10 protein-coding genes and 3 pseudogenes are annotated in these 19,029 nt (G+C 34.8%); 3 read left to right on the top strand and 10 right to left on the bottom strand.

Annotated elements, in window-relative coordinates; all coding sequences use genetic code 11:
- Window positions 1–101: 101 nt before the first annotated feature.
- From mrdB to pdxH, 4 genes are all read right to left on the bottom strand, one after another.
- A complete protein-coding gene (gene mrdB / locus CICURV3402_RS04305; RefSeq protein WP_158379984.1) occupies window positions 102–1,217 on the bottom strand; it encodes a peptidoglycan glycosyltransferase MrdB in 1,116 nt (371 codons plus the stop codon).
- Between the two features lie 5 nt (window positions 1,218–1,222).
- A complete protein-coding gene (gene mrdA, locus CICURV3402_RS04300; protein WP_187306949.1) occupies window positions 1,223–3,115 on the bottom strand; it encodes a peptidoglycan DD-transpeptidase MrdA in 1,893 nt (630 codons plus the stop codon).
- A gap of 13 nt (window positions 3,116–3,128) precedes the next feature.
- Entirely contained in the window at window positions 3,129–4,403 is a 1,275-nt protein-coding gene (tyrS, locus tag CICURV3402_RS04295; RefSeq protein WP_158379982.1) for a tyrosine--tRNA ligase, read from the bottom strand.
- Window positions 4,404–4,492: 89 nt separating this feature from the next.
- On the bottom strand, window positions 4,493–5,155 hold the full coding sequence (pdxH, locus tag CICURV3402_RS04290; protein WP_158379981.1) for a pyridoxamine 5'-phosphate oxidase: 663 nt from the start codon (window positions 5,153–5,155) through the stop codon (window positions 4,493–4,495).
- A 235-nt stretch (window positions 5,156–5,390) separates the two neighbouring features.
- On the opposite strand from pdxH, the pseudogene CICURV3402_RS04285 reads away from it, so the two are divergent.
- Window positions 5,391–5,865 (top strand): annotated as a pseudogene (locus CICURV3402_RS04285) (outer membrane lipoprotein).
- Window positions 5,866–8,011: 2,146 nt separating this feature from the next.
- The gene (locus tag CICURV3402_RS04280) at window positions 8,012–8,173 is read left to right on the top strand and encodes a hypothetical protein (RefSeq protein ID WP_187306941.1); all 162 of its coding nucleotides are present in this window, start codon (window positions 8,012–8,014) and stop codon (window positions 8,171–8,173) included.
- 1,673 nt (window positions 8,174–9,846) lie between these two features.
- Here the strand turns inward: CICURV3402_RS04280 and slyA are convergent.
- The 3 genes and pseudogenes from slyA to rlmKL all read right to left on the bottom strand — a co-directional run bounded on the left by slyA (window position 9,847) and on the right by rlmKL (window position 15,896).
- Window positions 9,847–10,243 (bottom strand): annotated as a pseudogene (gene slyA / locus CICURV3402_RS04275) (transcriptional regulator SlyA).
- 1,576 nt (window positions 10,244–11,819) lie between these two features.
- Window positions 11,820–13,760: an ABC transporter ATP-binding protein gene (locus CICURV3402_RS04270; RefSeq protein WP_158379980.1), complete on the bottom strand. Its 1,941-nt coding sequence runs from the start codon at window positions 13,758–13,760 to the stop codon at window positions 11,820–11,822.
- Between the two features lie 15 nt (window positions 13,761–13,775).
- Window positions 13,776–15,896, bottom strand: coding sequence for a bifunctional 23S rRNA (guanine(2069)-N(7))-methyltransferase RlmK/23S rRNA (guanine(2445)-N(2))-methyltransferase RlmL (gene rlmKL, locus CICURV3402_RS04265; RefSeq protein ID WP_158379979.1), 2,121 nt, complete (start codon window positions 15,894–15,896; stop codon window positions 13,776–13,778).
- 115 nt (window positions 15,897–16,011) lie between these two features.
- Between rlmKL and CICURV3402_RS04260 the strand changes: the two genes are divergently transcribed.
- Window positions 16,012–16,320, top strand: a complete 309-nt coding sequence (locus tag CICURV3402_RS04260; protein WP_158379978.1) for a 2Fe-2S iron-sulfur cluster-binding protein — start codon at window positions 16,012–16,014, stop codon at window positions 16,318–16,320.
- 44 nt (window positions 16,321–16,364) lie between these two features.
- Here CICURV3402_RS04260 and pyrD read toward each other — a convergent pair whose 3' ends face one another.
- The 3 genes and pseudogenes from pyrD to lpxM all read right to left on the bottom strand — a co-directional run bounded on the left by pyrD (window position 16,365) and on the right by lpxM (window position 19,011).
- Window positions 16,365–17,375: a quinone-dependent dihydroorotate dehydrogenase gene (pyrD, locus tag CICURV3402_RS04255; RefSeq protein WP_158379977.1), complete on the bottom strand. Its 1,011-nt coding sequence runs from the start codon at window positions 17,373–17,375 to the stop codon at window positions 16,365–16,367.
- Between the two features lie 41 nt (window positions 17,376–17,416).
- A pseudogene (locus tag CICURV3402_RS04250) lies at window positions 17,417–17,887 on the bottom strand (RNA pyrophosphohydrolase).
- A gap of 164 nt (window positions 17,888–18,051) precedes the next feature.
- Entirely contained in the window at window positions 18,052–19,011 is a 960-nt protein-coding gene (gene lpxM / locus CICURV3402_RS04245) for a lauroyl-Kdo(2)-lipid IV(A) myristoyltransferase (RefSeq protein WP_158379976.1), read from the bottom strand.
- Between the last annotated feature and the right edge of the window lie 18 nt (window positions 19,012–19,029).

Below are 19,029 nucleotides of genomic sequence, written 5' to 3'. Positions count from 1 at the left end.
TAAGGGTATAATGTAAAATAAGTTTTTTTGTAATAAAACGAGAAAAAATGGCAAACTTGATTATCACGAGATCGTCATCCAAAAATAATATGAAATAGAACTTACAAATTCTTTGATAACATTTTTCGATGTGTATGTATTGACATCACAATACCAAAACCTGCCATCAAAACTATTAATGCAGACCCTCCATAACTAATCAGAGGTAGAGGAACCCCAACGACGGGTAAAATGCCGCTGACCATCCCTATATTAACAAAAATATAAACAAAAAAAATCAGCAGGAAGGCACCGACAATGACACGTCCAAAGATTGTCTGCGCTTGTGTTGCAATAATTAAACCGCGAATAATCACACATAAATAAAGAGCGAATAAAATTAAAACTCCTATCAATCCTAATTCTTCTGCTAATACCGAAAAAATAAAATCGGTATGACGTTCAGGTAAAAACTCTAGCTGTGACTGTGTTCCATTCAACCATCCTTTTCCATGAATGCCGCCGGATCCAATAGCAATTTTTGATTGAATAATATGATAACCGGCGCCCAGTGGGTCTTGCTCTGGATGCAATAGCATCATGACTCTATCGCGCTGATAATCATGCATCAGAAAAAACCATAAAATGGGGATAAATGCGAATAGAAATAGTAATAAAATTCCGATTAATCGCCCGTTCATGCCCGCTAAAAATAATACAAAAAAGCCAGAGACTGCAATCAAAATGGCGGTACCAAGATCAGGTTGAGAAGCGACTAATAGTGTGGGAAGCGCTATCAAGCCTACAGCGATAGCGGTATTTTTGAACGAAGGAGGGCAAATATCACGGTTAATAAAAGATGCTACCATAAGAGGTACGGCAATTTTAGCAATTTCTGAGGGTTGAAAACGAATCATACCTAAATCTAACCAACGTTGAGCCCCTTTACTGATTTGTCCAAAAAAATCCACTAATATTAATAAAATTATGCAAATAAAGTAGAGATAAGGGGCACATCTTTCATAAAAGCGCGGTGAAATGTGCGCCATGCATAGCATGACAAGTAAACCGATCATAATTTGTGCCATTTTATTCTCCATCATAGCAATATTTTGACCGCTGGCGCTCCACATCACAAAAATACTATAAATTAAGAGTATTAAAATAAAAATGATTAAGGGCACATCTATATGCATTTTTTTCCAAAATGCCTGCTTTTTTTGATCTGGATGGCTCATATGATTTAGGGATCTTTATTTATATCTTTTAAAACCGCAACAGTGGGCGTCGTATCATGATTGTGTACGAAAATATGATCTAAAATATGGCGAGTGATAGTAGATATGGGCGTCCCGAGACCTCCATTTTCAAGAACTACTGCTACGGCGATAGTAGGATTATTAAAAGGGGCAAAAGCAGTCATTAACTTATGATCACGTAAATGTTTGGCCACTTTGTTGGAATTATAGGTTTCGTAGCTGTAGACCTGAGCGGTTCCTGATTTTACTGCGGGTTTATAAGACGTTCCGATAAAACTTTTGTATGCAGTCCCATTAGGCCTATTGGCAACACCATACATTCCGTCTTTTATCAGATCCCAATAACCAGAGTGAATATCGGTTATTGGGAGATAATCTTTTTGACGATAGGGAAGCCGTAGATGAGAGCTTTTGATGCTAAGAAGCAAATGAGGAATTTTAACAGCACCATCATTAATTAATGTCATTAAAACTTTCACCATTTGTATCGGAGTAGCCGTCCAATATCCTTGACCAATACCTACAGAAATAGTGTCACCTTGATACCAAGGTATTTTATACTTTTTTTCTTTCCATTCTCGACTTGGCATGACACCTGCGTTTTCTTCTAATAAATCTATTCCTGTATATTCGCCAAAACCAAATTTTCTCATCCATTCACAAAGTTTATCGATACCCATATTGTAAGCAATTTGATAAAAAAAAGTATCCGCTGATTCTTCAATCGCCTTGGTGACATTTAAACGTCCATGACCTCCTTTTTTCCAATCACGAAAGCGCTTTTCTGATCCCGGTAGCTGCCAGACATCAGTATCAAATGAAGTGCTATTTTTATTTATAACACCCGAGCTCAAAGCAGAAACAGCGATATACGGTTTTACAGTAGACGCGGGAGGATATACACCTTGTGTAACACGATTGATCAAAGGACGATCAGGATCGTTTAGTAAGCTTTGATATTGTTTACTGGAAATACCATGGACGAAAAGATTGGCGTCATAACTTGGGCTAGAAACTAAAGCCAAAACTTCTCCAGAATTTGGATCTGTGACTATGGCGGCAGCACGGCTGCCTTCAAGTAGTTTTTGAATATAAATTTGTAATTTGAGATCTATGGTTAAAAAAATATTTTTTCCTGCTTGAGGAGGATGTTCATTTAGCTGTCTTATGGTACGCCCTCGATTGTTGATCTCAACTTCTTCATAACCTGTTTTACCATGTAATAAAGATTCATAATAACGCTCTATGCCTAATTTGCCGATATCAGGGCTTGCCGCATAATTTACTAAGCTGCCTTTTTTTTCTAACTCTTCTTTGTCTTTGGCATTAATTTTGGCGACATAACCAATAACATGGGTTAAAACAGAGCCATAAGGGTAATAGCGTTTTTGATAGACTTTAATGGCGACACCAGGAAAATGAAACTGATTCACAGAAAAACGAGCGATTTCTGCTTCTGTTAAAACTGATTTTACTAAAATTGGAATGAACGTTTTTGAATGTTGACTTTCTTTTTTAAAATTAGCGATCTCTTCATCTGTAACATTGAGTATTTTTTTTAAGTTTTTCAGGGTTTTATCAATATCTTTGACTTTATTCGGTGTCAATTCTAATTGATAAATCGTGTGATTTAACGCTAAGGCTACGCCGTTTCTGTCATAAATTAGGCCTCTATTTGGCGTAATAGGAACGAGTTTGATCCGGTTCTCATTAGAGCGGGTACAATAATCGTGATAACTCACCACCTGTAAATGATACAGGTTCACCATCAATATTGATATCAGTAAAAAAACGATCACAAAAGCTATCAATATACGTCGAATAAATAATGCTGTTTCAGCTGAATAATCCCGAAAAGAGTTTTGTTTTTTTATCACCATTACAAAACTTTTACTGCCAGATAATTAAACAATAATACTTTTTTCCACGACGCAATAAAGTATATCGCTCTAATAATCGATCTTCATCGGTAAAAACATATTCAGGTTTTAGTTGTTTTTTACCATTGACACTAATGGAAGAAGATTGAATTAAAGTTCGAGCCTGAGAACGTGAAGGTGTCAGCTTGGCACTAACCAGTGCTTTTTGGAGGTCAGCATCTGTTTCTAACCTCACGATTGGGATGCCATCTTGTGCCAGCTGCACAAAATCTTTCTCTCGCATATCATGTGGGTTGCCTGTAAATAAACTAGCAGTAATGCGTTGTGCAGCAGAAAGACATTCTTTACCATGTATCATTTCTGTTATCTCATTTGCTAACACATACTGCGCACGAGGCGCTTTGTCATTTTTTTTATCTTGCTCTTCCAAAGCATTAATGGCATTTAAATCGATAAAAGTAAATAATTTGAGAAAATGGTAAACATCTGCATCGGCAGTATTAAGCCAAAATTGATAGAACTGATAGGGGCTTGTTTTTTTTGCATCTAACCAAATGGTATTTTCTTCAGTTTTACCAAATTTGCTTCCATCTGCCTTAGTGATTAAAGGTACTGTTAATCCGTATACAGATCGCCTGTTTAATCGATGTGTCAAATCGATCCCGGAAGTGATATTTCCCCATTGATCTGAGCCACCAATTTGAAGTTCTACCTTATGATTTTTATTTAAATAAGCAAAATCATAACTTTGTAGTAAATTATAGGAAAATTCAGTAAAAGAAATTCCGCTATCGGTACGAGATAATCGTTGCTTTACCGCCTCTTTGTTCATCATTTGATTAACGGAAAAATGTTTTCCAATATCCCGCAAAAAAGTCAATATATTGATATGACTAAACCAATTTTGATTATTTTCTATTGTAGCGCTGTGATTACCGCAATTAAAATCAAGAAAGGGTTCAACTTGTTCGCGGATTTTATTGACCCATTGATGTACTGTATCAATATCGTTTAATTTTCTTTCGCCGGATTTAAAACTGGGGTCACCAATCAGACCAGTGGCGCCTCCAACTAATACGATAGGTTTGTGACCTACAAGTTGAAAACGTTTTAAACATAACAAAGGTACTAAATGCCCCAAGTGCAGGCTATCTGCAGTAGGATCAAAGCCACAATATAAAGAAATTTTCCCCTGATAAAGGCGTTTGGAAAGCCTTCTTTTGTCTGTCACTTGAGCTATTAACCCACGTTGTTCTAGTTGTTCAATCATGTTATTGCTGATCATTAAAAACTCCGATTACTTGATCATTAATTTTAAATTAGGCTTTCTGATTTATACTGATACTTCGGACAAAAGATTTGAAACACAGCCCGTTATGGGCTCAAACGGTCAATTATCCATGCATTTTCTTTTTTTTGATAGATAAAACGGTCATGCAGGCGATGGGGGCCTCCTTGCCAAAACTCTACCGAATGAAAACGAACTCGAAATCCACCCCAAAAATGAGGTAAAGGCACTTCACCTTCCTGAAATTTTTTTTGGAATTCTAAAAAACGATTTTTCAACACTTCACGTGTTGCAATAATCTCTGATTGGGGAGACGCCCAAGTAGAAATCTGACTTTCTTTTGGACGACTTTGAAAATACTCTCGAGCTTCTTGAGTCGATATAAATTCTGCTTGACCTAAAAAAATCACCTGTCTGTCGAGCATGTACCAAGGAAACAGCAAGCTAACATTACGATGTTTTTTTAAATGTTGCGCTTTTCGGCTATTAAGATGAGTAAAAAATACCAATCCTTCCTGATTATAGTATTTTAGCAATACCATGCGTTGAAAAGGCTGTCCGCTAGAATCTACAGTTGCGAGACACATCGCTGTGGGATCCGAAAGGCCAGCGTGACATGCCTCTTGTAACCAATCTTTAAATAGATCCAATGGACAAACACTGAGACTGCTACGTCGGAGTACTGATTTTTTATATTCTCGTCGAAGCTCATGAATATTTACGTTATTCATTTTATTATTTTCACTCATAATGATCCTTGAATCACTTAAAATAAAAAAATAATGAGTTGATTACTCTTGCTCACATCATTCTCAATCAGTTTTCAACTTTTAAAAAACGTGCCTAGTGGCTTCATTTTGATAATTATAAAATATCTCTGATTGAGTAATGATTTTTATAGTCAAAAAGTCATTTTTAATGATCAAATCTTATTTGATCATACTATTGTGGTCAGTGAAAATGCTTTTTCAATAGGAAATAATTATATTGAAACCTTTATTTGCCGTTTTTATTTTAGCGACAACTTTAATAGGTTGCGTCGGTCACAGCTCTTTATCAGGAGATGTTTTTAGTGCTTCAGAGGCTAAAAAAATACAAAATATCAGTGATGGCGTTATCATTTCAATACGCCCGATCACCATTCAAAAAGCTGGTGATCAAATCCCGTTAGGCGTCATTGGTGGTGCTGTATTGGGCGTATTATTAGGTAATACCGTTGGAGGAGCCACAGGCAGAACGTTAGCAACAGGAGCAGGCGCAGTTGTTGGTGGTGTAGCAGGTCACAGTGTTCAGAATTTTTAAAATAAATTTAAAGGAGTGTAATTAGCAATACGTAAAAAATAATGATATTATTTCAGTAGTACAAGAATAGGGCTCTACTCAGTTTTTTGTCAATCAGCGTGTGATGCTAGCCAGCATCGGTAACAGTTCCACTGTAAGCCATCAATATCAATATTGATATTGATGCATTATTAAATAAAAAATTAATCAGGGTTTTAAACGAACCCACAGCTTATGATATTTTTAATCGAATAATAACTTTAAATATAATAATGTTATTAATGAATAAGTTAATTAATGCAAATATATTTTAAATTATTTTATATACACATATATGTATTAAATTATTTTTGATACCCCTGTGATATCTTTGGCAAAATACTAAGAACAAAACCGCTATGTCTCACAAATTCACTTACACGAAACTTACAGTTAAGATTTAATAACTTGTTCTAACGCTGCTAATATGATGCTACGTATTAAACTATTTATTAATATTTATTATAAGGATAATCAAGTTATCACCATGTTTAGAGCTACCTCCTCCAAGGAGTTAATGCGGAGAAAGAAATGTGGCTAATCATCGAAATAGCACAACCATTATAAAAACCCGAAGGGGAACTGATGAATATTGCTCAATCTATACAGCAATAAAGTATCAAACCAGTTCTGTAGAAATGGAAAAAATTTAAGGTCGTCAAGAAGTCAAATTAAAATAACAAAATAAATGCTACTGATATACATAGATAAAAATTAGTGATGAAGTGCGCAACCTATTTAAAGATTAAACTATAATAGCCGAACGAAAAGTTAAGCTTCAATCATCTTATTCTAACCTGAAAAATAATTTCTTTATGATTTATGCTATTATAGCAATAACCATTATTTTCCTTTCTTTTTTACCACTGTGCCTAACTCTTTCAGAGCGTGAATTCTTCCATAAATTTCCAAAAATAGCATAGGGAAAAGATATTATTTTATATATGGATTGAGAGGAGTAACGTCTATTTGTGTTTTTGTTAGTTATTCTTGGCGTTTGGGAGTAACAGTATTTAATTTAAATAATTATAGTATTAATTCAGCAAGTTTTATTGCTGCTTTTAGAGCAGCAAATATTTTTGTATAACTGAATTTTTATTTTTTAATCAAATAATTAAAAAAATCAATTTTTAATTGAGAAAATTTTATCAAGAATAAAAAGATTAACACCGTTGTTTTTTCTCGACCACAATTTTTGGTGGTTTTATATATTATTAATTTTAATAAATCAAGAGATTTGTCATTAGATGACATTAGTAATTCATTGAAATTATATTTTTTAGTTTCAGTGGAAACAAAAATATTAGGTATGGCTTATAATATCATAATAGTTATAAAATGGACGCTACCTTATGAGTGAGGTTTTTAATAGAAAGTATTTTTTACTAGATGCCTGTCTGCAGTTTTATTTCATAAATATGAAATAAAAAATGATTGATTCAGAATAATTGTTTTTTGTTATGCATTGCTTCATTAATAGGTTAATTTTTATGAGTGGTGATTCTTATATAAATCCTTTTTTATTTCCATATCTATTTTCTTTTTGAGTTTAGTTTTATTAAAAACCGTTTTTACCTGTTATTTTTGTCAAATAAATTGTTTATATACTGTAGTTCAACGTCATACAGTATATAGTTATTTCACATCATATTAATGGTTTGTATTAGTTACCTTGTATCTTTGTTATTTGGTATTAATAGCTATACTGCTATTTTAATTTATTTAATATTTACATTATTAATAGCTGTGTTTCATTCTTTTCATATAAGTATATAGAGTATCCTTTTTTAAAAACAGGAAAAAATTTATACTTCTTCTGATAAATTGAAAGTGTACAATAAATTTCAACATTGTTTTTAGAACATTGAATATCAGATGATATTTGATTCATCTACACGATAGATATTCAATCTATAAATATTACATTCCCTTAATTGATGTTCGCTTCATCGCTTCCTATGAATATATGTAAAGGATGCTCATTATTGAGGTAGTAATGAATTTCTGGCATTACTTAAACTCTTAAATAGATTTGTAGTGTCACTCCAATCTCATTTCTAGTTGGAAAAACTAGTCTTTTTAATGCTCCAAATCGTTTTTACTTGGTTGATAGACTTTTGAGTACTTTACTTTTTGCTGAAGTAATCTAAAAGGCATCGCTGTTTATTAAGTGCTCATATTGAGCAATAAGCCTTTCGATTGAATCACACAAGCGATCAGAGGAACGGGCAATTTTATGTTATTTACCGCTTCGGTTAACGCTTTTTGACTGATTAGGTCTGTTGTTGAGTTACCTGTCGTTTGTAAACCACTTGCTTCATTTAGCTTTTATTGATTTTATCAATACTCACGGTTTTGCTAAGTTAGAATCGGCTTTAACGGCTTTGGGTATGGCGTTTAGCTTGCTCATCACTATTCGCAGCACTACTGAGTTTTGTTATTCCTGACACTGTTTTTGTGGCAGCCTACGCCGTATTATTAACATTTTTCAAAAATTCACTGATTAATCCTGCTTTTAGTTTATCGACATTATCACTATCTAGTACATCACTTTTATTGTTCTTCGCAATAAATTGCGTTATTACATATAATATGACTAATGCCTGTCGCAGGCGGTGTTCAGTTCTTCTGAACGAACTACCCCTGCACTAAAACCATTCGGTGAGTTTCTGATACTTATCCACAGGTAAGATATGAGCACCGTCTGCAATCCAAAACGGTAATATTTCATTTTTTGTCATACTATTTCCTATTAATATAACTGACCAACTACCGACATCACACCTCTCCATATAACGATTGTTTATATAAAATCTAAAATACCGTTATCACCTGCTGCATTTGTATAGGCGTTGAACCTTACCAATTTAAGCTTAATGTTAAGTTACCCCTGTTTGATAACAATTTTACCCAAATAGCCTCTGCCAATCCGCTAAAGGTGGTGATGAGTTTTTCATCTAAAGAGCACAGCCAGTTAAAAACCTACCGAATCACTTGACTGATTCGCCAGACAACGCGACTCACTATTTCAGCGGCTCCAAGATATCTTTAATGACGCTGCTAAATGCGTTTTCAATTTTTGGAAAATTATCAAGCAGTCGTTTGCTAGATTTTTTATCTCACTACTCAATCCGACGGCTAAATTTGCCCAGACTTTATCGCGAAAATACTAAATAAACTCGTCAATCATGTCATCGAGGTCATAAACTGATTTGACTTTTTGGCGGCAAACACCGCATTCAATCCGATTTGCCAGAACATACTCATAGTCTGCAGAAAAGCGATTAATGCTTTCGTACATCGCAATCAGGTTATTTTCATCAATGTCTAACCGTTGGGCGTATTAATTGGCGCGATAATAGAGCATGGATGCCAGTTTATTAGCCACACCGGTGAAGAGGGCGCACTCATGTCCTATCAGTTGCCATGAGCATGACGGGTATGCACCTCGACTGCTCCTTAAAAACCGCGCTATATTTTCAAGTGACCCTCTCTCGGTTTCTACTCTACAGCTGGTGAGATTGGCTGCATAGCCTAATGTTTTATACCGGCGACATTAGCGCCTGTGATGTTGATATACTCCTCTTTACGTGAATCAAAGCTAATCACCATATCAAAGAGATATAAAGAACAGGACAACAGAATTGGTGTCAGTTGCCAATTTCGCGGCTCTTTCAGTCATGCCATTTTCACGCTTTTGCCAGCATGTCATTATTCAATCATGCCCACGATTTCTGTTTAGGAAACAGAAAAAAGTACAGTTACCGGTAATCCCTAATCAATATTACGCGAGAATATGGTCATGCATAGTCAATAATAAATTTTGACAATAGAAATCGGTATTTTGCTGATACAAGTTTGATACTTTCCGGTTATTCACCAAGATGTTTTGGCCGCTCAGCGCGACATTTAAACACCTGAACATAATCCAGTTTTTTAAAGTCAAAAGTGACTGGTAATAGAATGGGAATTTATCCGAAAAAATATGAGGTGCAAAAATATATTGCACATAACTGTATACATAAAAACAGAAAAAGGAAATTAATTCATATACTACATTGATATTAAAATAGTACTTTTAATTTAATGTTATTCTTTTTTGAATAAAAACTGTTTTTTATTATGTAACAGTAGTATTTTTTATATCTTGTAAATCTTTAATGTTTTTCAATTTTTCTATCAAATTTGATAAAAGTTTAATTTCTACTGCAGAAATTCCTTGCAAAATATCTTTGCTTGTTTCATGAATAATATTTTCTACTTTTAATAGTGTCACTTCCTTCACTTGTTAGTTGTATACGCTTAGCTCGTCGAGCGTTCGAGCAACAATGCTGGGTAATTAAAGCTTTGTCTTCCAATTATTGATCAAGAGTCCGCACCAATGAAGGCTGTTCTATACCAATTGCTTTTACTAACTGTATTTGAGTTTGAGATTGTTCAAGCGGTAAACGGTTAACATTATACAATGTTACCCAGTGTGATTGAGTGCAATCCAGTGGTTTTAGTTTATCATCGATAAAAGCCCGCCATCAGCGTACTAATCGAGATAAATCAGATCCTAGTGTCGATTTCAATCTTTCCTCCTTAATCATTATCATTCTGTTTTGATTCCTAAAATCAAATTCGTTCTGAATGATAAAAATATAAATATATCCACTAAAAATGTAACTTTTACATTTAATATATTAATATACTATAAAAATCATTAAATTTCACTTAAATAAATTTAGCATAAACAATCACTTTTTATTGTAAGTACTTATTTCAATAAATAATAATGATTTTTTAAAAAATAAACAATTATAATACATTTTATAAAAAATTAACTTAGAAAAATAAAGATGTTTTTAATTTTAGAATTTTAGAATTTTAGAATTTTTATAGAGTATATATGAAATTATGGTTGTTGAATTAAACGAAGATTAAAAGCATCTGTTTTGACCGATAATTTATGAAGCCATCTGATGGTACGACTCACTTTAATCGAATAAAATCAGTTAGAAAGCGGATTTATAATGTTTTTGAATAGTTTTCATATTATGATAGAATCAGTGCCAGTGCATTTATCACCGATTTGTATCGGTGATATGCCAATGTTAACATATGCATGTTAAGCTTGATTTTTCAAGGATGATAAAAAATGAAAACATAGATTCTCCTATTAAAAAATGAATTTTTATAAAATAATCAAAACTCACATGATTAAATATAATACAGGAACCTCCCAAACAGGCTAGGAATTAAGCACCCTGTGCATTAAAGATGTCAATTTAGTGGCCGCTTACCATGCCGGCTGACAATGACCACACTTTCCAGTGTTCACTCACTTAAATGCTGAGCACGATTCGAGTAATCACTAGCAGTGTATTAATAACGATTTTCTCTGTTTGAGGCATTTTTCACTCCGTTACATTTAGCTAAATATTTTTTCCTTGAAAATTTCATTTTTCTGTTGTTTAATTTTTTTATTTTTATAAAATGTGTCTTCTTTGTTCACAATTATTTTAAATTTAAATCAAATTATTTTTATTTAAAAAATTAAAATAAAGTTGTTTAAAATAAATAAAAATAAGATATGTATGAAAATGTTAACAAACAGTATAAATTTAATAAGTCGTACAAAAAATAGTAAAGATAATTGCTAAAAGCGTTGATTATATAAAATTCAATCTTAATAAGCAATAATAGTACAGCTAAACTATAATAAAATATAGAAAATCAACAGAAGAATTTAATTCTTTAAAGAGGCAGTTATTAAGTAAAGAAATAAAAATATTAAAATTCCGTTTTAAACACTTTAAAAACATTTTTAAGAAGAAATTATTAAAAGCCGAAAAATAATAATAAAAAGATAAAGAATATGACAAAATAGTAAATTTTACAGAGAAATGTTAAATTTCGTCATAAATCTAACTTAGAGAACATAAAATAGATTATTATGATGAAATAAAATAAAATCTATCTTTATTTTTTCTAATTTTTTTAATTTTTAAAGGTTTTTCCATTATAATTTTACATAGATAAAGAGTTAAATTAAATTAATTGTGGTCCCTTGACTCGCAATATCGGGCATTTTATCTCTCCTGTCTTTTATTAGATTTTTTTATTTTTTTTAAACGTCTCTAAATATGCCCATCGGGCAAAGGCCTCTTCCAGAGCGCGTTCAGAATCCCTTAATGTGTTCAGTTTCTGTTGTGTTTCGTTCTGATGTTTTGAAAAAAAATCCGGGGCGCTGACCTCAGATTGCAAAAGCGAGATATTTTCTTCTAATGCTTCTAATTCTATAGGTAATTGTTCTAGTTCTTTTTTTTGCTGATAACTCAGTTTATATCCTGAAATTTGATGTGTTTGCAAGCTTCTTGGTGTACCACTCTGTTTTTGTATTGGCAATAGCGATGGTGAGGTCCCTACCTCTATTTTTTGATGCATGAATTTGGAATTTGCTCTTTGTTGATAAGCATCAGAATACCCCCCAATAAAACGATTGATTTTCCCATCTCCTTCAAAAATCCAACATTCTGTCACCACATTATCCACGAATTGTCGATCATGACTGACCAATAATACAGTGCCTTGATAAGATTCAATCATTTCTTCTAACAGTTCCAATGTTTCAATGTCTAAATCATTGGTAGGCTCGTCTAAAACAAGCAGATTGCTGGGTTTTAAAAACAGTTTGGCAAGTAATAACCGATGACGCTCTCCCCCTGAGAGCACTTTGACCGGTGTCATCGCTCGTTTAGGATGGAATAAAAAATCTTGTAAATAACCCAAAACGTGGCGCAAGCGCCCGTTAATCATCACTTCTTGTTTCCCTTCTGCTAAGTTGTCCAGCACTGTTTTTTGTGGATCTAATTCTGCTCGATGCTGATCAAAATAGGCCACATCAAGATGCGTACCGCGATATATTTTTCCACTTTTTGCTTTCAATTCGCCGAGCATCAACTTTAATAACGTAGTTTTACCGCACCCATTCGGACCAACAAGTGCAATTTTGTCTCCTCTCAACACCTGAACAGAAAAATCATAGATTAATGTTTGGTCTAATAATGTATAAAAAACATTTTCTAATTCAAAAACCATTTTTCCTGAACGTTCTTGCTCTTCCCATTGTATTTTTGCCTTACCTATGACGTCTTTTCGTTCAGAACGTTGCTTTCTTAATAATTTTAAAGCTCGTACCCGACCTTCATTACGTGTTCGGCGGGCTTTAATCCCATGGCGGATCCAGATCTCTTCTTGAGCCAATTTGCGATCAAATTCGGCATTTTGCAGTTCTTCAATCCGTAAGGCGTCTTCTTTTTTCTCTAAATAAAAGGCATAATTTCCTGGCCAAGAAGTTAATTTTCCGCGATCCAGATCCACAATACGGGTGGCGATGGTGCTAATAAAAGAACGATCATGGGAAATGAAAACCAGGCTACCTTCAAAATTTTTTAAAAATTTTTCTAACCATTGAATGCTTTCAATATCCAAATGATTAGTAGGTTCATCCAATAATAACACTTCAGGAGCGCTGACGAGAGCCCTTCCTAAAGCAGCTTTACGTAGCCAACCGCCTGATAAATAAGATAATTTCTGCTCAGCAGATAACCCTAACTGTTTAATCACGTCATGAATTCGTGTCTTTAATTGCCATAAATCTTGATGATCTAAGATATTTTGTAATGTCGCCAATTGTTCTAAATTTTTTTCGCTGGGATCCGTTGCTATTTTATTTAAAATATCTTGGTAAGTTTTTAAATGAGCAGACTGTTTTTTTACACCTTCAGAAATAAAATCAAATACAGTGCCAGCTACCTCTCGAGGAGGATCCTGCTGTAAGAGTGCCACCACCAGATCCTGTTGATAAACCATTTTCCCATCATCAAGTGACATTTCTTTGTTTAAAATTTTTAATAGCGTGGATTTTCCTGTGCCATTACGTCCCACCAAACAGACCCGTTCATTGGGTTCAACATGTAATTGGGTGTAATCCAATAAGGGGGCGTCGCTGAATGAAAGGTAAGCCCCCGATAAGCTGATTAATGACATGGTTTTTTTTATTCCTTATTTTTTTGTTAATAGCCAGCAATGATGCATTGGCCGATGATGAGCAAAATCCACAGATTCTGTTTGTCTGCTGAGATCTTTTGCTTCAAACCCTAAAAAGGAAATTTGAGATAAATCAAGATGAAAACCTCTTTTATTACAAGAAAAAATTAGCTTTCCTTTAGGACGCAGTAGCGTTTTAATCGTTTTTATAAGTAATAAATAATCTCGTTGAACTTCAAAAGTGCTTTTCATCCGCTTTGAATTTGAAAAAGTCGGGGGATCAAGAAAAATGCAATCAAATTGCTCATCTTTTTGATGCTGGAGCCAAGTGAAACACTCTTCTTGGATAAAACGATGCCGTGATCCCGTTAATCCATTGGTGTTAAGATTTTTTTTTGCCCATTCTAAATAAGTACGCGACATATCAACACTAGTGGTGCTTCGCGCGCCGCCCAATCCCGCATGAACAGTGGCACTGCCGGTGTAAGCGAATAGATTTAAAAAATCTTTTCCTTGGCTGAGTTTCGCGAGTATTTGGCGAGTAAGACGATGATCTAAAAACAGCCCCGTGTCCAGGTAATCCGTTAAGTTAACCCATAAACGTGCATGGTATTCTTTGACTAAAACAAGCTCTTCTTTTTGAGATAATTTCACATATTGTTGTTTACCGGATTGAGGCTGACGAACTTTAAGGATCAGCTGATTAGGTGCTAATTTCAGCACAGCCAAGCTGGCTTGAATAATATCTTGCAAGCGTTTTCGCGCTTTTTTTTCATCAATTGTTTTAGGCGCTTTATATTCTTGAAGGATAACCTTATCACTATAGCGATCTAAAGCCACGTTATAATCAGGCAAATCCGCATCATATAAACGATAACAGTCAATGCCTTCTTTTTGTGCCCACTTGCCACGTTGACGGCTATTTTTACGCAGCCGATTCGCAAAATCTGCAGCTGGGATTATCAGGGGATAATCTCTTAACGAATAATTTTTTTGATAACAATCAAGCGCGCCATTTTTCGCTTTAAATTGCCGCTCAGCGCGTAATGATAAAAAGCTCAGTAAATCAGATGAGCCACTGAAAATGGAGGCTTTCCAACCTCTGAACACGGTTTTCATCACGCGTCCTAAGGTGGTGTAAAGCACCATCAATTTAGGCTTACTCAAAAGCCGTTCTCCATAAGGAGGGTTACAAACCAATGTTCCTGCCAATTTTTTATTCCACAGAGTGATCAGCGGAAAATTTAACACCAGCTGGCTCACCTCTTGAACAGATAATTTAATGAGATCTTCTAATCCTGCTTCACGAACATTGTTTTTTGCAATCCTAATCGCTTGGGGATCTTGATCTGTTCCAAAAAAATAAGGTGCTGTATTTTTCAAACCATGAGCCGCCCGAAGCTGAGCTTTTTTAAGCAAGTCACCCCATAAAAGAAGATCAAATCCCTTCCAGGCTTGGAAGCCCCAATGCAAACGCTTTAACCTAGGTGCTTGATCGGCGGCCATCATAGCGGCTTCAATCAGTAATGTACCCGATCCGCACATCGGATCCACCAAAGTTGTGCCTTTTTGCCAGCCAGATCTCATTATAATTGCAGCAGCCAAGTTTTCTTTTAATGGTGCTTGACCGCCTTGAGCCCGATATCCCCGTTGATGCAAACCCTGTGCTCCACTGAAATCTAATGAAATATTGGCTTTATCTCCTTGTAGGAAAACATGAATGCGGATATCTGGATGTGATATTGAAACAAAAGGACGATCATTTTTTTGTTTCATAAAGTGATCTACAACAGCGTCTTTCACCTTTAGTGCGCCATATTGCGTATTTCGGATGACGTCATTCATACCTTTAAAATGCACCGAAAAAGTGTTATCGATAGAAAATAAGTTGAGCCAATTAATCTCTCGAGTACCCAGATAGAGATCTTGATCACGATGAACTGAAAATTTGGCAAGCGGCAATAAAATTCGGGAAGCAAGACGGCTCCACAATAAGCTTTGATACAAAAGCCGATCATCGCCTTGAAAATAAAGACCTCCCTGCACAATTTTACAATCCGTCGCACCTAATTCGATTAATTCATTTTTAAGGAGTTCTTCTAAACCGTATGAGGTACTAGCAAAAAAATCAGTCATATATAAAGTGGTTTTTATGGATAGGAAAAATGGAATATGGATATATCTTTCGAGATGATATCTTTTTATCATCGAGTAGCGAAAAATTAATCATTAATATTTTGGAGAAAATGAGATGTCCTCCCCTTACGAAAAAAAATTAGAGATGAGCTTAATACCTTCGATAACGGACACTACCAATCAAGTCTGGATCGAATTTAATGGCCTTTGTTTTTTGGGCAATAAGCAGCATGTGCTCTTGGAACAGTTAAAAGAGCAAGGCATTGAAATTCCTTATTCTTGTCGCGCTGGGATCTGTCGTGTGTGTCAAATAAAAATAATAATAGGAGAAGTGAAAACGTTAACTCAAGATGCCATGGATAAAGACGGCAATATTATTTCTTGTTGTTGCATCCCTAAAGGAAATTTAAAACTTTCGGATTAAAGCAAAATAAAAAACGTCCAGAAAAAATCGCTCGTCTATTCACATTAAATATGATTAATGATCTTTTTAATTAAAGCAGGCCCATGAAAAATCAGCGCCGAATAAAGCTGTAATAAAGATGCCCCCGCGGCAATTTTTTCACGCGCGGCCATTAATGAGTCGACCCCACCGACACCGATGATAGGAATGCGACCTTTTAATTCTTTTGATAAAAGTCGAATGGTCTCGTTGCTGCTTATCTGTAAAGGGCGTCCGCTTACCCCTCCTGATTGCTGGAAGTGATTTAAACCTTGAATTAAAGAATGATCTAAAGTTGTATTGGTCGCAATGACTCCATCAATCTCATGTTTAAGAAACGCATCTGCAAGTTTAATGAGTTCTTCTTCACTTAAATCCGGTGATATTTTAACTGCTATAGGCACATATCGATCATGTTGCTCGTGTAATTGAGTCTGTTTTTTTTTGACTGAAGTCAACATATCTTCTAAAAGATCGCCATATTGTAATTGACGCAATTTTTCAGTGTTAGGTGATGAAATATTCACTGCGATATAACCCGCATAAGGGTAAACTTTATCCATACAGATGAGATAGTCTTCTTTGCTGACTTCTAAAGGAGTTTCTTTATTTTTCCCGATATTAATTCCCAATACACCCCCAAATCGGGAACATTTAATATTATTTATTAAATAATCCACCCCTAAGTTATTAAAACCCATACGGTTGATCAACGCCTCTGCTTCAGTGACTCGAAATAATCGAGGTTTTTTATTCCCTTGTTGAGGCAGAGGGGTCACAGTCCCAACTTCAATAAAACCAAATCCCATTGCCCCTAATACATCAATAGAATCGCCATTTTTATCTAATCCAGCCGCTAATCCCAGAGGATTTTTAAAGGAAAGGCCCATACAATCAACCGATTTCGTCGGAACAGACTGACTGATTAAAAATTGTAATGGTGTGCCTGTAATACGTTTAAGATAACGAAAAGTAACTTCATGACTGTGTTCAGGATCTAATTGAAACAGTATTTTTTTTAAACATGAGTAGAACATTATTTTTCCACCTACTATATGTCATATTAAATTCTTTTGAATCAAAGAATGAAAGAAAAAAACTCTTGCATCACCTCATGATAAACACCCCGCTTACAAGACACCACTTGGCATACTGGACACCAAAAGCTTACCCAGCACAAGCCATCAAATTCTGTGGCTTTTTCGCATTCTACATTGATATTGCTCTCGTCACAGGTTAACTTTAATAAAAACTATTGTTGTTTTTGGCCAATACAGACTGAGTCCGTATTCCATCGTACTAAATGTTTGGATAATTTGTAACTCAACCAATAAGGAGTGGAAGTCAATATTCGAACATCTTTTTTATTTAGCCACAGTTGTTTAAACAACTTACGATACCTTGTCTCCTCAGGCGATTCAGTCACATCAATTCCTCCTTGAGGAAATTGCCAAGAATCTTGCCCATAACGCTTATCCCATAAAACTTGCCATTTTTTGTTACAAATTACGATACAGACATTTAAGCGGTAACCATCATTATCAATCACTTATTACCTCAATAAATGCATTATTTAAAAATTCTTTTGTTTTCTCATACCCGATAGAAAGGGTACACTATTAGAAAAAAATTTGCTGACCATCTTCTCTCTATGTAAGCAAAAATATCAGTTCGATTATTTCTAAAGGTTTTAGAGTGCAGATTTTTAAAAAATCAAATATCTTCTCGTAGATAAGGCTCTCTTTCACCTTTCCGGCGTGTTTTGAGCAACTTTAAACTCCAAATATATTGTGATGGGTAACGAATTAAAAAAATTTCGAGCTCTTTATTAATATGACGTGCCATCTCAGCATCCTCTGATGCTAGAAATTTATTGATAGGGGGGCGAATAAAAATATCCATCCTGTGAGTACGATAATTATAGACCGGAAATATGGGAATAACGACGGCGTTGCATATTTTCATTAAACGTCCTAAGGTTGGTAAAGTAGCCTTATAAGTATCAAAAAAATCAACAAAAATACTTTTTTCAGGGCCATAATCTTCATCTGGCGCATAGTACCCCCAAAATCCTTGTTGTATCGCTTGAATAAACGGTTTAATTGTATCTTTACGAGCATGCATATATGCCCCAAAACGCATTCGTGCAGAATTCCATAAATAATCAAATAGGGGATTACGTTGTTGGTGAAATATAGCGGTGATCGGTTTTCCCTCGCTGGTCAATAACATACCGGGAATGTCTATTGACCAAGCATGGGGAAGAAGAAGAATTATGTTCGTCTTCTTTTTTTCAATCTCATCTAAAATAAAGCGATCATGCCAATGTACTCGTGAGGCCAAGAATTGAGGACCTCGAAGACAAAGATCTAATATAAGCATAATCGGCTGTGTTAAATTACAAAACATCTCATCAATGATTTTTTCACGCTGAACCTCAGTGAGGTTCGACATGCAATAAATGAGATTGATACGAGCTCGCCGACGCGCTCCTTTAGCACATTTTCCTACCAGAAAACCAATGAAAGCCATTAGGTCATCTCGCCATTTAATGGGTAAATAGCTTAAAAGTACTAACAAACCAACACCGAACCAGATTCCCCAATAACGCGGATGTAAAAAAGCTTTGTCAAAACGTGGAATAAAACCAGCATGATTATTTTTTTTGTGCATAAAATTTACGGCTCGATT

Source organism: Candidatus Williamhamiltonella defendens (genome assembly GCF_900699045.1).
Classification (GTDB): Bacteria; Pseudomonadota; Gammaproteobacteria; order Enterobacterales; family Enterobacteriaceae; genus Hamiltonella; species Hamiltonella defensa_A.
The sequence above is the reverse complement of the archived record's forward strand: the minus strand, read 5'-3'. Positions and strand labels throughout refer to the sequence as shown.